This is a genomic window from Isoptericola halotolerans, from assembly GCF_045689585.1.
GTDB lineage: Bacteria > Actinomycetota > Actinomycetes > Actinomycetales > Cellulomonadaceae > Isoptericola > Isoptericola halotolerans_B.
Window position 1 is genome coordinate 2189326 of sequence record NZ_CP140108.1, and the last position, 14422, is coordinate 2203747.

Here is a 14422-nt window from a genome sequence, read left to right on the forward strand (position 1 = left end):
GTCGCCTCCTTGGTGGGTCACGGGGTCGGTCCGTCGACCCCGCACCTGCGCAACGACGCAACGGCCGCCGGTGTTCCACCGTCGGCCCGCCCCCCGTCGCTGTGGGTGCACGACGCGCCGCGGGCACGAGGGCCATGGCGGCGTGTCGTGCACCCACAGCTGAGGCCTCCGTCTCAGTCGAGGTCGCGGACGGCGCGGGCCTCGACGTCGGCGAGCACCTCGTCGGCGACGTGCGGGCTCGCCAGCCCCTCGGCCCGGGCCCGGACGACGACACCGCGCTCCACCTCCACGGCGTCCCGCAGCAGGGCGTCGACGAGCTCGCCGTAGCGGTCCTCGGCGTCGTCACCGGCGGCGCGGGCGCGCGCCAGGGCGAGCTGGGCCGTCAGGTAGCCCTCGTACTGCAGCGCGACGGCGTCCCGCACCGGTGCGGGAACGTCCTCGCGGGCGAGGACCGCCGCCAGCGCCGCGCGGGTCGCCTCCTCGCGCAAGCGGGCCACCTCGGCGGCCTCGTCGACCGTGCGGCCCACACCGAGCCGGCGCACCACGGGGGCGAGCGTGAGGCCCTGCAGCACCAACGTCATCAGCACCACCACGAGCCCCACGAACACCACGGTGTCCCGGTGCGGGAAGTCGTCCCCGGAGGCCACGAGGTGCGGCAGCGCCAGCGCGGACGCCACCGAGACCACCCCTCGCATGCCCGCCCAGGAGATGACCGTCGTCTCGCGCGGCGTGAAGGCGCCGACGCCGGCGACCTCCTCGGGCACGCCCTGGCGGACGGCGCGGGCCGCGAGCCCTCGCTCGAGCAGCCACACCGCGGGGAACATCCAGACGAAGCGCACCACCACGAGCAGCGCGACGACGGCGAGGGCGAGCGGCAGCGTCGCGGCGGCCACCGGGTTGTCCTCCAGCACCGACGTGAGCTCGAACCCGATGAGGACGAACACGACCCCCGTGATGAGGTAGTCCGCGTACTCCCAGACGGACCGGCCGAGCAGCCACCCTCCGGAGCTCACGGACGTGTGGCTGACGTCGCGGAGCAGCAGCCCGAGGGTGAGGACGGCGAGCACGCCCGACCCGTGGAGCTCCTCGGCCAGCAGGTAGCCGACGAACGGCAGCGCGAGGGTGACCGTCGTCTCGGCGGCGGGCACGCGGATCCGTCCCAGCAGGCGGTGGCCGAGCCAGCCGACACCGGCGCCCACACCGACCCCGACGACGACGGCGAGCAGCAGGTCCAGGCCGACCTCGCCCGCGGTGACCGACCCGGCGACGACCGCGGCCACCGCCACGTGGTACATCACCAGGGCGGTGGCGTCGTTGAACATGCCCTCGCCCTCGAGCACCGTCACGACCCGTCCCGGCAGCCGCAGCCGGCGGGCGACCGCCGTGGCCGCGACCGGGTCGGGCGGCGCGACGATCGCGCCGAGCACCCAGGCCACCGCCCACGGCACCCCCGTCGCGTGCGCGACGACGGCGACGACGGCCGCCGAGGCGACCGTCAGCCCGACGGCCGTCAGCAGGATGGGCCGGGCCTGCCCCCGGAACTCGCGCGAGGTGGAACGCTGCGTCGCGGCGAACAGCAGCGGCGGCAGCGCTATCGGCAGGACGTGCTCGGGGTCGATCGACAGGTGCGGCGTGCCCGGGACGAACGGCAGCGCGAGGCCGAAGATCGTCAGCAGCACCGGTTGCGGCACCTTGATCCGGTCCGCGAGCGGCGTGAGGACCACCAGGCCCGCGACGACCACGCCCCACAGCGCGAGCGATGACATGGGTGCGGCTCCTCGCGGACGACGGCGATGGTCGCGCACAGTCTGCCCGTCCCGGGGTGGTGCTGCACCCTGTCGGTCGCAGGCCGTAGCGTCGGACCATGACGCCACCGGTCGACGCCGACGCCCTCCTGCTGCCCGATGTCGCCGCCTGGCGGGCGTGGCTGGACGAGCACGAGGACACCGCGCCCGACGGCGTATGGCTGATCGTGGCGAAGAAGGGCCAGGACGCCCCGACCACCCTCACCCGGGCCACGGCGCTCGAGGAGGCCCTGTGCAGCGGGTGGATCGACGCGCAGGCGAAGGGGCGCGACGAGGCGACCAGCCTCCAGCGGTACTGCCCGCGCCGGCGCCGCAGCATCTGGTCCGTGCGCAACCGCGAGATCGTCGCGCGGCTCATCGCCGACGGTCGGATGCGGGCGCGAGGGCAGACCGAGATCGACCGCGCCAAGGAGGACGGCCGCTGGGACGCCGCCTACGCAGGCCCGGCGACCATCGAGGTGCCCCCGGCGCTGTCCGCCGCGCTCGCGCGGAGCCCGCGAGCGACGGCCCTGTGGGAGGTCCTCACCTCCCAGAACCGGTACGCGATCCTGCACCGGTTGGCGATCGTGAAGAAGGAGGAGACGCGGGTCCGCAACGCGGAGAAGTTCGTCGCGATGCTCGAACGCGGCGAGACGCCGTACCCCCAGCGACGCACGCGCGGCACCCAGCGGTGACGTCCACAGCTTCCCCACACGACCTGCCGGGACACCGTCGAGCGATGCCGCCGCCGGCGACCTAGGGTGGGGCCGTGGTTACCCCTCAGGAGGCGTCCGTCAGCGGTCATGACATGGTTCCAGCCAGCGTGCGTGGTGCCGCGGCCTGGTCGTGGCGGCTGCTGATGATCGCTGCCGGGGTCGCCGGTCTCCTCTGGTTGCTCTCCCAGCTCAAGACGATCGTCGTCCCGGTCGCGATCGCGCTGCTCGTCACCATCCTGCTCCGGCCGGTGCGGATCGCCCTGCAGCGCTGGGGCGTGCCCCGTGGGCTGGCCACGACGCTGTCCATCATCGGGCTCATCGCCTTCGTGACCGGCCTGATCGTCATCGCCGGCCAGTCGATCGTCAACGGGTTCCAGGACCTCTGGGACCAGGCCGTCGCGGGCTTCGACGAGTTCCTGTCCTGGCTGTCCGACGGTCCGCTCGGCCTCGACACGGCCACGTTGAGCGACCTCGGCAACCAGGCGCAGGACATGGTCGCGCAGCAGAGCTCGTCGCTGATCACCGGTGCGCTCGGCGCCGCCACGACGGTGGGCCACGTGCTTGTCGGGATCATCATCTCGCTGTTCTGCATCATCTTCTTCCTGCAGGACGGCCGGAACATCTGGACGTGGGTGGTCAACCTCCTGCCGATCGCTGCCCGCGAGAAGGTCCACCAGGCCGGCCGCCGCGGCATGGTGACCCTGTCGTCGTACGTGCGCACGCAGATCCTCGTCGCGCTGGTCGACGCCCTCGGCATCGGCATCGGTGCCGCCTTCTTCGTCCCCGCGCTCGCCATCCCGATCGGGATCCTCGTCTTCGTCGGCTCGTTCGTGCCGATCCTCGGTGCCATCGTCACAGGTGCTATCGCGTGCGCCGTCGTCCTCGTCGCCGAGGGGTGGATCGCCGCACTCATCATGCTGGGCATCGTGCTGCTGGTGCAGCAGGCCGAGAGCCACATCCTGCAGCCCTTCCTCATGGGGCACGCCGTCTCGCTGCACCCCGTGGCGGTCGTGCTCGTCGTCGCGGCCGGCAGCCTCGCGGCGGGTCTCATCGGTGCGCTGTTCGCGGTCCCCCTGGCAGCCGTCCTCAACACGGTGATGCAGTACCTGCACGGTCACGACAAGTTCCCCGAGCTCGGCACCGACGACCACCTGCCGCTCCTGCGCCGTCGTCCCTCGCTCGCCGACCTACCGGGTACGCTCCTGTGGCCGAACCGGTCCGGCGCGTCCGAGGACGTCGGCGCGGCACCCACCACCCCGGGTGACGTTCCTGCCGGACCGGCTCACGACGCCGGACCGGCAGGAGAGAGCAGGACGTGACCGCACCCCATCCCATCCATCGAGTGACGCTCGACGACGTCCGCGCGGCCGCCGCGCTGCTGGCACCGGTGGTGACCCGCACGCCGGTGCACCCGTTCCGGGCGCTGTCCCAGCTGGCCGGGGCCGACGTCGTCCTCAAGTGCGAGAACCTCCAGCGCGCCGGGTCGTTCAAGATCCGCGGCGCGTACACGCGGCTCGCGGGCCTCACACCGGAGCAGCAGGAGCGGGGGGTCGTCGCGGCCTCCGCGGGGAACCATGCCCAGGGCGTGGCGCTCGCCGCGGAGCAGCTCGGCATCCCCGCCGTCGTCTACATGCCGCAGGGCGCCTCGGTGCCGAAGCTGGAGGCGACGAGGGGATACGGCGCGGAGGTGCGCCAGATCGGGGCCACCGTCGACGAGGCGCTCGGCGCCGCCCGGGCCGAGGCGGCCCGGACCGGCAAGGTGCTGATCCACCCGTTCGACCACGTCGACGTGGTGGCCGGGCAGGGGACGGTCGCCCTCGAGATCCTCGAGCAGGTGCCCGACGTCGGCACCGTCGTCGTGCCGCTCGGTGGCGGCGGGCTCGTGGCCGGCATGGCGACGGTGCTGGCTGAGCTGGCGCCGCACGTGCGGGTCGTGGGGGTGCAGGCCGCCTCGGCGGCCGCCTACCCGGCGTCGCTCGCCGCCGGGCGCCCGGTGGCCGGGGACCTCGGTGCGACGATGGCCGACGGCATCGCCGTCGGCACGCCCGGCGACGTGCCCTTCGAGGTGCTGACGCGGCTGGGCATCGAGGTCCGCACGGTCACCGAGGACCAGATGTCGCGAGCGCTGCTGCTGGTGGCCGAACGGGGCAAGCTCGTCGTCGAGCCGTCGGCCGCGGCGGCGGTCGCTGCCGTCATGGCCTCGCCGAACGCCTTCGACGGGACGGTGGTGCCGGTCCTGACCGGGGGAAACATCGACCCGCTCCTGCTGCAGCGGGTCGTCCAGCACGGGCTCGTGGCCGCGGGACGCTACCTGCAGCTGTCCGTGCGTCTGGACGACAAGCCCGGTGCGCTGGCGACCCTGCTGGAGACCATCGCGGCCGCCGAGGGGAACATCGTGCGCGTGGACCACCGGCGCACCGACACCACTCTGGAGGTGTCGGAGGTGCTGGTCACGCTGCAGCTCGAGACCAAGGGCTACGAGCACCGTGCGGCGGTCCTGGACCGGCTGCGCAGCGACGGCTACCGCATCGGCTGAGTCAGGGCTCGGCCGAGCGGGACGAGAAGATCCCCGCCGCACGGTCGCGTTCACGGGCGCTGCGCGCCCTGCACTTCGCGTTGACGACCGTGCGGCGGGGATCTTCTCGTCCCGCAGCGTTGATGCGTGCGGGTCAGACCGCGGTGGTCTCCGGCTCGGTGATGAGCGGGTACACACCGTTCTCGTCGTGGACCTCGCGGCCGGTGACCGGCGGGTTGAACACGCAGACGCACTTGATCTCGGTGCGCGGGCGCACCTTGTGCTTGTCGGCGTCGTTGAGCAGGTAGAGCGTGCCGGGCTTGAGCTCGTGCACCTCACCGGTGGCCATGTCCTCGATCTCGCCCTCGCCCGAGGTGATGAAGACGGCCTCGATGTGGTTGGCGTACCAGAAGAAGCTCTCGGTCCCGGCGTACAGCGTGGTCTCGTGCACCGAGAAGCCGACGCCCTCCTTGGCGAGGACGATGCGCTTGGAGCGCCAGTTCTCGGTCTTGATGTCGGCCTCGGTGTCGGTGATCTCGTCGAGGGTGCGGACGATCATGGTTCTCCTCGGTCGTGAAGGTCGGGTGGAAGGTGGCCGTCAGCCGAGGACGGTGTCGAACGCCTCGTCGAGGACGGCCAGGCCGCGGCGCAGCTCGTCCTCGGCGATGGTCAGCGGCGGCAGCAGCTTGACGACCTCCCCGTCGGGGCCGGACGTCTCGACGAGCAGGCCGTGCTCGAACGCGTACTGCGTCACCCGGCCGGCGAGCTCGCCGTCGGGGAGCTGGAGACCGCGGGCCAGGCCGCGTCCCTTGGCGACCAGCTCGTGGTCGGGGTAGCGCGAGACGACCGAGTTGAAGTGGCTCTCGATGATCAGGCCCTTGGCCTTGATCTCCTTCTCGAGGGTGTCGTCGGCCCAGTAGGTCCGGATCGCCTCGGACGCCGTGGCGAACGCGGGCGCGAGCCCACGGAAGGTGCCGTTGTGCTCGCCCGGCTCCCACACGTCGAGCTCGGGGCGCACCAGCGTGATGGCCATGGGCAGGCCGTAGCCGGAGATCGACTTCGACAGGCAGATGATGTCGGGCACGATGCCGGCCTCCTCGAAGGAGAAGAACCCGCCGGTGCGGCCGCAGCCCATCTGGATGTCGTCCAGGATGAGGAGGATCCCGTGCGTCTTGCACAGGTCCGCCAGGCCGCGCAGCCACTCGGCGCGAGCGGCGTTGATGCCGCCCTCGCCCTGCACCGTCTCGACGATGACGGCGGCCGGCTCGTTGAGCCCGGAGCCACCGTCCTCGAGCATGCGCTGGAAGTACTGGAAGTCGTCGACGTCACCGTTGAAGTAGTCGTCGTACGGCATGGGGGTGGCGTGCACCAGCGGGATGCCGGCACCGCCGCGCTTCATGGAGTTGCCCGTGACGGACAGCGCGCCGAGCGTCATGCCGTGGAAGGCGTTGGTGAAGTTGATGACCGACTCGCGGCCGGTCACCTTGCGGGCGAGCTTCAGCGCCGCCTCGACGGCGTTGGCGCCGCCCGGGCCGGGGAAGACGACCTTGTGGTCGAGGCCGCGCGGCTCGAGGATGTGCGAGCGGAAGGTCTGCAGGAAGTCGCGACGCGCCGTGGTCAGCATGTCGAGCGAGTGGACCATGCGATCGTCCGTGAGGTAGTCGATCAGGACCTTCTTGAGCAGCGGGTTGTTGTGCCCGTAGTTGAGGGATCCTGCGCCCGCGAAGAAGTCGAGGTACTCGGTGCCGTCCTCGGCGTACACGGTGGCGCCGACGGCGCGGTCGAACACCACGGGCCAGGCGCGGGAGTAGCTGCGGACCTCGGACTCGAGGGCGGTGAAGCCTGTCGGGTCATCGGCGGTCGACGCGTCGGACTGGGGGGTCAGGGTCGTCACGAAGGACACTCCTCTGAGGTGGTGCGCGCGGGTGCTTCGAGTGGAGCGGGGGCTACGTCGTCACCTGCGCGCGGGACCGGCGCAGCCCGGGGATCTTGTCAGTGGCGGAAGCCTTCGATCACGAGCAGCGGTTCGGCCTCGTGACCGTCGGGGAAGTGGTGGGCCTCGAAGCCGGACACCTCGGTGAGCGTGGCGTCGCGGGCTGCCGACCAGCGCTGGAAGACGCGGCGGGAGGCGAGGTTGTCCTCGGTGACCGTGGTCACGAGCGAGGTGATCTCGGGCTGGTCGTCGATGACGGCGTCGATGAGCCGTCCGGCGACGCGGCGCCCGCGGGCGCGCTCGTCGACCGCGACCTGCCACAGGAAGTACCGGCCGGGATCGCGCGGCAGCCGGTACCCGGTGACGAAGCCGACCACGTCGTCACCCAGGAGGGCGATGCGGCACGTGTCGCCGAAGTGGTCGGCCAGCAGCAGATAGCTGTACGACGAGTTGAGGTCCAGGGAACCGGAGTCTCGTGCGACCCGCCACATGGCGCCGCCGTCGTCGACGGTGGGCCGGCGGATCGTGAGCGGTGTGGCCTCGTCCGGGGTGGCTGCCTGGGCGGCGGCCGCACCGGACGGGCTGGTCGGAGTGGTCGAGGTACCGTCAGAAATTGTCATACCGCTATTAACCATAGACACGATCGAGGGATAAGCCCACCCCTGCCGGGGGAGATCTGGGTGCGACGTTGACCACAGCCGCACGGTGCCGGGACGTCCGTCGTCGCGCGTCCCGGCACCGTGGTCAGCCCGAGAAGGGCTTGGCGCTGCGGACGAGCACCGGGATGTCGCGTCCGTTCGGTGCGGTGTAGCTCGTGGAGTCACCGACCTTCTTGCCGTCGATGGCCGCGCCGAGCGGGGACGTGGGGGAGTACACGTCGAGGTCGGTGGTCCCGGCGATCTCGCGCGAGCCCAGCAGGAACGTCATCTCGTCGCCCGCGACCTCGGCGACGACGACCATGCCCGCCTCGACCGTGCCGTCGTCGGCGGGCCTGCTCACCGCGACGTTGCGCAGCTTCTCCGTCAGCTCGCGGATGCGGGCCTCGTTCTTGGCCTGCTCCTCACGGGCCGCGTGGTAGCCGCCGTTCTCCTTGAGGTCACCCTCGTCGCGTGCGGCAGCGATGCGCTCGGCGATCTCGGTGCGGGCCGGGCCGGAGAGGTGCTTCAGCTCGGACTGCAACCGGTCGTGAGCCTCCTGGGTGAGCCAGGTGACGTTGCTCTCGGTCACGAGGGCTCTCCTTTCGTGGTGCTCGTCGCCTGCTCCGGACGGCACGCGTCGGTGCGCCCGGCGGGCGTCGGTACGCGCGCCGGACGGCGCAGGACTGCGTGTGAATCCCTCAGGATAGCCGACGGGGGCCCCGGACCGCGAGGAACACGGCGGGGAGGCGGCTCAGGAACCGTCGGCCTCGCACCCGACGACGTCCGCGGAGGTGGCGAGCTCGGAGGTGCCGACCGACACCTCGTACGCCGAGGTCCGGCCCTCCACGGGGCCCACCGCGACGTCGAGCGTGCCGACCTGCGCGTAGCTCGTCGACAGGGCGTCGACGGTGCAGACGGCGGTCGTGCCGGGGGGCATGTGGACCTGGAAGGTGACGTCGACCTGCTCGGCGTCGACGGCGTCGAAGCCGACCATCTCGGCCGTCACCGGGTCGCTCGCGCTCAGCGAGAAGGAGAACCACGCGACGAGCGCGACGGCGGCGACCAGGGCGACCACGACCGCGGCCCGGGTCCCGCGCCGAGCGGGGGGCCGCGACGTCGGTCGACCGGCCGGCCCCGCGGCGGGACGCGCCGCGCCGTACCGACCGGCGGGGACGGCGGGGGGCTGCTCGGAGGTCATGACACCATTGTCCCCGACGAACGCTGACGTCCCGAACCATCCCTGGAGGACCCTTGGCCGGCGAACCACTGCGTCTCATGGCGGTGCACGCGCACCCGGACGACGAGTCGAGCAAGGGCGCGGCCACGACGGCGCGCTACGCCGCGGAGGGCGTCGAGGTGCTGGTCGTGACCTGCACGGGCGGCGAGCGGGGCGACGTGCTCAACCCGTCGTTCGAGCCGCCGTCGGGTCACCGGTTCGACACGCTCGAAGAGAAGCGCGCGGTCCGCCGCCTCGAGATGGCGGCCGCGGCCGCGGCGCTCGGTGTGCGCCAGCACTGGCTCGGGTTCGTCGACTCGGGGCTGCCGGAGGGCGACCCGCTGCCGCCGCTGCCGGACGGCTGCTTCGCGCTGCTGCCCCTGGAGGAGGCGTCCGCCCCCCTGGTCGAGCTCGTGCGCGAGTTCCGCCCGCACGTCATGACGACGTACGACCCCTCGGGCGGCTACCCGCACCCTGACCACATCCGCTGCCACGAGGTCGCGTTCGAGGCGTACCACGCGGCCGGCGACGAGATCCGCTACGTGGTCGACGGCGGCGCCGCCCCGTGGGAGCCGAGCAAGCTCTACTACAACCACGGGTTCTCGGTCGACCGCCTGCGTGCCGTCCACGAGGCGATGGAGGGGGCCGGCCTGGAGTCCCCGTTCGGCGACTGGATCGAGTCGCGGGCAGTCCGGGAGATCCCGGAGCGCCTGGCCACGACGAAGGTCCACGTGGCCGAGTTCTTCGCGCAGCGTGACGCCGCGCTGACCGCGCACGCGTCGCAGATCGACCCCGACGGGTTCTTCTTCGCGGTGCCGCGCGACCTGGAGGCGGACGTGTGGCCCACCGAGGAGTTCGAGCTCGCGGACTCCCGGGTCGAGGCCACGACGCCGGAGGACGACCTGTTCGCCGGCCTCCGGGAGGGGGCCTGATGTCTCTGGCGCTGCTCGTGGGCCTGGTCGCCGACGTCGACCCGTCGCCCAGTCCGTCGACGCCGCCGCTGGAGGACTGGGAGGTGACGCCCGGGCTGACGGGGTTCCTCGCCACCTTCGGCGTCGCGGTCGCGGCGGTGCTCCTCTTCCTGTCGCTGAGCCGCCACATGCGCAAGGCCAACGCCTACGCGCGGGCGCACGGCATCGAGGTCCCGGAGCGCCGGACCATCGGGTTCCGGCGCGACCACCCCGAGCCGGAGCGTGCGGCGGCGTCCGCCGGAGAGTCGGGCACCCCGGTCTCCCCGGACGTGCCCGACGACGGCACGCCGGACGAGCCGGGCGGCGGGCGGCCGCCGTCATGACCCGGGTCACGGTCGCGCAGGTCACCGTCGCGGACGACCACGAGGCGAACCGTTACATGGTCGCCGACGCCTTCGAGGCGGCCGCGGGGGTCGACGCCGACCTGCTCGTCCTGCCCGAGTACGCCTCCGGGTACCACCGGCACGGCGTCGGCATCGAGCACGCCGAGCCCCTCGACGGCCCGTTCGTGACGACGCTGCGCACCCTCGCGGCGCGGCACGGGGTGGGGGTCGTGGCCGGGACCACGCTGCCGGGCGGCGAACCGGGGCCGGACGACGACGGTCCGCGCCGCGCGGTCAACGCCGTCGTCGCGGTGGGGCCCGACGGCGACCTCGTGGGGGTCTACCGCAAGGTGCACCTGTACGACGCGTTCGGAACCCGCGAGTCCGACCGCCTCGAGCCCGGGCCGGCGGACGCGGAGCCGCTGACCGTCCGCGTCGGCGACCTCACGTTCGGCGTCATCACCTGCTACGACCTGCGGTTCCCCGAGTCGGCGCGCCGTGTGGTCGACGCGGGCGCGGACGTGCTGGTGGTCCCGGCGGCCTGGGTGGACGGGCCGCTGAAGGCCGAGCACTGGCGCACGCTGCTGACGGCCAGGGCCATCGAGAACACCGCCGTGGTGATCGGCGTGGGCATGGCCGGCAAGGGGGTCACGGGGCGGTCGCTGCTGGCCGGGCCGGACGGCGTCGTCGGCCTGGAGCTGGACGAGCGGCCGCAGTACCGGACCGTGGACCTGGACCCCGACGGGCTCGCCGTCGTCCGTCGTGCCAACCCGTCGCTGGCCAACCGCCGGTACACCGTCGTGCCGCGCTGAACCCGTCCGCGCCCGAGTCCCGTCCCGTCCGCGCCGAGCTCCTCAGACGGCGGCGAGGTAGATCGCGACGGTGTGGCAGGTGAACCCCACGACCGTCAGGGCGTGGAAGATCTCGTGGAACCCGAACCAGCGGGGCGACGGGTCCGGGAACTTGGTCCCGTACACGACGGCGCCCACCGTGTAGGCGAGCCCGCCGCCGGCGACGAGCCACACGACCGCGGGGCCGCCGGCGGCGCCGAACTGGCCCAGGTAGGCGACCGCCACCCAGCCGAGCGCCACGTAGACCGGCACGTAGAACCAGCGGGGTGCGTTCATCCACAGCACGCGCGCCAGGAGCCCGGCGACCGCGCCGGTCCACACGATCGTCAGCAGGGTGGTCGCGGTGCGCGGGTCCAGGAGCATGACCGCGAGCGGGGTGTACGTTCCCGCGATGATGAGGAAGATGTTCGCGTGGTCCATGCGGCGCAGGACGGCCGCCACGCGGGGCGACCAGCTGCCGAGGTGGTAGACGGCGCTGGTGCCGAAGAGCAGGAACGCGCTGAGCCCGAAGACGGCGGCGGCGACCTTGCCGGCCACCGGTTCCGCGAGCACGACGAGGACGATGCTCGCCGCGAGGGCCAGCGGCGTGGTGGCGGCGTGGATCCAGCCCCGCAGGCGGGGCTTGGGCCGGGCGGCCTCCGTCGCCTCGCGGGCGACCTCCTGGGCGGTCACGGTGGTCTCCCCGGCCTCCGGGACCCCGGCCCGGCGCGAACGGCGCTCGGTTCCTCCTGCCACGACGTCTCCCTGCTCGATGCTCTGGTCCGTACGACAACCTACGGTTCCGTAGGTTACGACAGCGTAGGCGATCGCTCGACGCCGTGTCGCCCCCGCGTGTGAAGATCGTGCGACGAGGCGGCGCACCCTCGCCGGGGGCCTGCGTCCGGCGTGCCGCCCGTGCCCGGGGGAGCGGTACCGTTGTCCCGATTCGTCCGCCTCACCCGTGAAGGACCAGCGTGCGCCTGCCCCATCCGCTGTACAGCCTGTACGAGCGTCGGCTCGCCGGCTCGCTGGACCACGAGCAGATGCCGCGGCACGTCGGCGTCATCCTCGACGGCAACCGGCGCTGGGCGAAGTCGTTCGGCGAGACGGCGGCCACCGGGCACCGCAAGGGCGCCGACAAGATCACCGAGTTCCTGGGCTGGGCCGAGGAGCTGGGGATCGAGGTCGTGACGCTGTGGATGCTCTCCACGGACAACCTGGCCCGCCCGAAGGACGAGCTGGCCAACCTGCTCGACATCATCGAGGACGCGGTGCGCGACCTCGCCGGGTCCGGCCGCTGGCGGCTGCGGATCATGGGACGCCTGGACCTGCTGCCCGAACGTCTCGCCGCCGCCCTGCGCGCCGCGGCCGCCGAGACGGCGCAGGTGGACGGCCTGCACGTCAACGTCGCCGTCGGCTACGGCGGGCGGCACGAGATCGCCGACGCCGTGCGGTCCTACCTGCGGGCGGCGGAGGCCGACGGCACGACGCTCGCCGAGCTCGCCGAGCGGCTGGACGTCGAGGACATCGCCGCCCACCTCTACACCAAGGGCCAGCCCGACCCGGAGCTGGTGATCCGCACCTCGGGCGAGCTGCGGGTGGGCGGCTTCCTCATGTGGCAGAGCGCGCACTCCGAGCTGTCCTTCGTCGAGGCCTTCTGGCCCGACTTCCGGCGTGTCGACTTCCTGCGGGCGCTGCGCGACTTCTCCCGGCGTGAGCGCCGGCTGGGACGATAGGTACCGAGACACCGCGGCGACGACGCCGGGACGGGAGACCCCATGACACCGACCGAGAGCCCCCTGCCCGGCGCCGCCCGGGACGCCGCCCGGACGTGGGAGGCGCTGTTCCGCACCCAGGTCACGCTCATGCGCCGGTTCCAGGCGGACGCGGTCTGGCACGAGATCTCCATCCGTGAGTACGACGTGCTCTTCACCCTGTCCCGCGCCGCCGACGGCACGATGCGGCTGCGCGACCTCAACGACAGCGTGCTCATGGCCCAGTCCTCGCTCTCCCGCCTCGTCGAGCGGCTCGAGGACCGTGAGCTGGTCCTGCGCTCGGTCCCGGTGGACGACGCCCGCGGGACCCTCGTGGCCCTGACCGAGACGGGGCGCAGGACGCAGCGTGCCGTCGGACGACGGCACGTGCGTGCCATGGAGCAGTACGTCGGCGGAGCGCTCGACCCGGCCGAGCAGGCCGAGCTGACCCGCCTGCTCGACAAGCTGCGGGGTGCCCAGGCGGGTATCGCGGACTGGTCCCCCCGCGGTTGATCGGTGCCGATATCCTCGGCGCGTGACCTCGCCGACGCCTGCTGAGACCAGGGGGCCCGCTGCGGTCCCCCCGACGCCCGACGCACCCCACGTCGTCGTCGTCCCCGACTCCTTCAAGGGCAGCCTCGCCGCCCCCGACGTCGCCGCGGCGCTGCGCGACGGGGTGCTCGCCGCGGCGCCCGACGCCCGGGTGACGTGCCTGGCCATGGCCGACGGCGGCGAGGGAACCCTCGACGCGCTGCTCACCACATGGCGGTCGCCGGTCCGTCAGGCCGCGACCGTCGACGCCGTCGGCCGGGCCACCACCGCGCGCTACGCCGTCTCGCCCGACGGGCGCACCGGCGTCGTCGAGCTCGCGGAGGCCAGCGGGCTGCCCGCCGTGAGCGACGTGCCCCTGCAGCCGTTGCACGCCGGCACCCGCGGCACCGGCGACGTCGCGGCGGCCGTGCTCGACGCGGGTGTGCAGGAGGTGCTCGTCTGCCTCGGCGGGTCCGCGTCCACGGACGGCGGGGCGGGTCTCCTCGTCGGCCTGGGCGCGCGCCTCCTGGACGCGGACGGCCGACCCGTGCCCGACGGCGGGGAAGGGCTCGCGCAGGTTGCGTCGCTCGACCTGTCCGGCCTGCACCCGCGTGCCCGCCAGGTGCGGTGGCGGCTGGCCGTGGACGTCACCAACCCGCTCGTCGGCGAGCTCGGCGCGGCGGCCGTGTTCGCCCCGCAGAAGGGCGCCGGCGCCGGGGAGGTGGCCTTCCTGGACGAGGCGCTGACCCGGTGGGCGGACCTGCTCGAGCGGGAGACCGGCGTCCGGACGCACGACCTCCCGGGCGCGGGGGCCGCCGGCGGGGTCCCGGCGGCGCTCGTGGCGCTCCTCGGTGCCGAGCCGGAACCGGGTGCCACCCTGGTCGCGGAGGCGGTCGGGCTGCCGGCGGCGATCGAGGACGCCGTCCTGGTGCTCACCGGCGAGGGGTCGTTCGACTCCCAGTCGGTGCGCGGCAAGGTGGCCGACGGCGTCGCGCGGCTCGCCGCGGCGTCTCCCGCCCGCCCGCCGGTCGTCGTGGTCGCGGGCCAGGTCCTGCTGCCCGCCGAGCAGACGCGGGCCGCCGGGATCACGGCGGCGTTCTCGATCGCGCCGGGGCCCGTCGGGCTCGACGACCTGATGTCCCGCACGGCGGCGCGCCTGACCGACGTCGCGGCATCGGTGACGAACCTCACCCTCGCCCGGCGCTGACGCC

16 protein-coding genes are annotated in these 14422 nt (G+C 73.1%); 9 read left to right on the plus strand and 7 right to left on the minus strand.

The window, feature by feature from the left end; translation table 11 throughout:
- Positions 1–173 precede the first annotated feature (173 nt).
- Positions 174–1766: a Na+/H+ antiporter gene (locus UQW22_RS10275; protein WP_407316764.1), complete on the minus strand. Its 1593-nt coding sequence runs from the start codon at positions 1764–1766 to the stop codon at positions 174–176.
- A 98-nt stretch (positions 1767–1864) separates the two neighbouring features.
- Between UQW22_RS10275 and UQW22_RS10280 the strand changes: the two genes are divergently transcribed.
- The 3 genes from UQW22_RS10280 (at position 1865) to ilvA (ending at position 5036) form a co-directional block, all read left to right on the plus strand.
- Positions 1865–2479, plus strand: a complete 615-nt coding sequence (locus UQW22_RS10280; protein ID WP_407316766.1) for a YdeI/OmpD-associated family protein — start codon at positions 1865–1867, stop codon at positions 2477–2479.
- 113 nt (positions 2480–2592) lie between these two features.
- Positions 2593–3819 carry an AI-2E family transporter gene (locus UQW22_RS10285; protein ID WP_407316768.1) on the plus strand — a complete coding sequence of 409 codons (1227 nt, stop codon included), beginning with the start codon at positions 2593–2595 and terminating at the stop codon, positions 3817–3819.
- The gene (gene ilvA, locus UQW22_RS10290; RefSeq protein WP_407316770.1) at positions 3816–5036 is read left to right on the plus strand and encodes a threonine ammonia-lyase; all 1221 of its coding nucleotides are present in this window, start codon (positions 3816–3818) and stop codon (positions 5034–5036) included. Before UQW22_RS10285 ends, ilvA begins: the two co-directional genes overlap by 4 nt.
- 133 nt (positions 5037–5169) lie before the next feature.
- Here the strand turns inward: ilvA and UQW22_RS10295 are convergent, their stop codons facing one another.
- From UQW22_RS10295 to UQW22_RS10315, 5 genes are all read right to left on the minus strand, one after another.
- Positions 5170–5574, minus strand: a complete 405-nt coding sequence (locus UQW22_RS10295; RefSeq protein WP_407316772.1) for an ectoine synthase — start codon at positions 5572–5574, stop codon at positions 5170–5172.
- Positions 5575–5613: 39 nt separating this feature from the next.
- Positions 5614–6909, minus strand: a complete 1296-nt coding sequence (ectB, locus tag UQW22_RS10300) for a diaminobutyrate--2-oxoglutarate transaminase (protein WP_407316774.1) — start codon at positions 6907–6909, stop codon at positions 5614–5616.
- 98 nt (positions 6910–7007) lie between these two features.
- A complete protein-coding gene (gene ectA, locus UQW22_RS10305; protein WP_407316776.1) occupies positions 7008–7568 on the minus strand; it encodes a diaminobutyrate acetyltransferase in 561 nt (186 codons plus the stop codon).
- 124 nt (positions 7569–7692) lie between these two features.
- Positions 7693–8175, minus strand: coding sequence for a transcription elongation factor GreA (gene greA, locus UQW22_RS10310; RefSeq protein WP_407316778.1), 483 nt, complete (start codon positions 8173–8175; stop codon positions 7693–7695).
- 162 nt (positions 8176–8337) lie between these two features.
- Positions 8338–8784, minus strand: coding sequence for a DUF4307 domain-containing protein (locus UQW22_RS10315; protein WP_407316780.1), 447 nt, complete (start codon positions 8782–8784; stop codon positions 8338–8340).
- 53 nt (positions 8785–8837) lie between these two features.
- Between UQW22_RS10315 and mca the strand changes: the two genes are divergently transcribed.
- From mca to UQW22_RS10330, 3 genes are read left to right on the plus strand one after another with little or no spacing between them, the layout of a single operon-like run.
- The gene (mca, locus tag UQW22_RS10320) at positions 8838–9734 is read left to right on the plus strand and encodes a mycothiol conjugate amidase Mca (RefSeq protein WP_407316782.1); all 897 of its coding nucleotides are present in this window, start codon (positions 8838–8840) and stop codon (positions 9732–9734) included.
- Positions 9734–10096, plus strand: coding sequence for a hypothetical protein (locus UQW22_RS10325; RefSeq protein ID WP_407316784.1), 363 nt, complete (start codon positions 9734–9736; stop codon positions 10094–10096). The genes mca and UQW22_RS10325 overlap by 1 nt, the downstream gene beginning before the upstream one ends.
- Positions 10093–10908: a carbon-nitrogen hydrolase family protein gene (locus UQW22_RS10330; protein ID WP_407316786.1), complete on the plus strand. Its 816-nt coding sequence runs from the start codon at positions 10093–10095 to the stop codon at positions 10906–10908. Before UQW22_RS10325 ends, UQW22_RS10330 begins: the two co-directional genes overlap by 4 nt.
- A gap of 42 nt (positions 10909–10950) precedes the next feature.
- On the opposite strand, the gene UQW22_RS10335 is transcribed toward UQW22_RS10330, so the two are convergent.
- Positions 10951–11619, minus strand: coding sequence for a hemolysin III family protein (locus UQW22_RS10335; protein ID WP_407320776.1), 669 nt, complete (start codon positions 11617–11619; stop codon positions 10951–10953).
- 281 nt (positions 11620–11900) lie between these two features.
- On the opposite strand from UQW22_RS10335, the gene UQW22_RS10340 reads away from it, so the two are divergent.
- The 3 genes from UQW22_RS10340 to UQW22_RS10350 are packed head-to-tail and all read left to right on the plus strand — an operon-like array spanning position 11901 to position 14418.
- Positions 11901–12662: an isoprenyl transferase gene (locus UQW22_RS10340; RefSeq protein ID WP_407316788.1), complete on the plus strand. Its 762-nt coding sequence runs from the start codon at positions 11901–11903 to the stop codon at positions 12660–12662.
- A gap of 42 nt (positions 12663–12704) precedes the next feature.
- Complete coding sequence (locus UQW22_RS10345; RefSeq protein ID WP_407316790.1) at positions 12705–13193, plus strand: MarR family winged helix-turn-helix transcriptional regulator; 489 nt, start codon at positions 12705–12707, stop codon at positions 13191–13193.
- A 22-nt stretch (positions 13194–13215) separates the two neighbouring features.
- Positions 13216–14418 carry a glycerate kinase gene (locus tag UQW22_RS10350; RefSeq protein ID WP_407316792.1) on the plus strand — a complete coding sequence of 401 codons (1203 nt, stop codon included), beginning with the start codon at positions 13216–13218 and terminating at the stop codon, positions 14416–14418.
- The last annotated feature ends 4 nt before the right edge of the window (positions 14419–14422 follow it).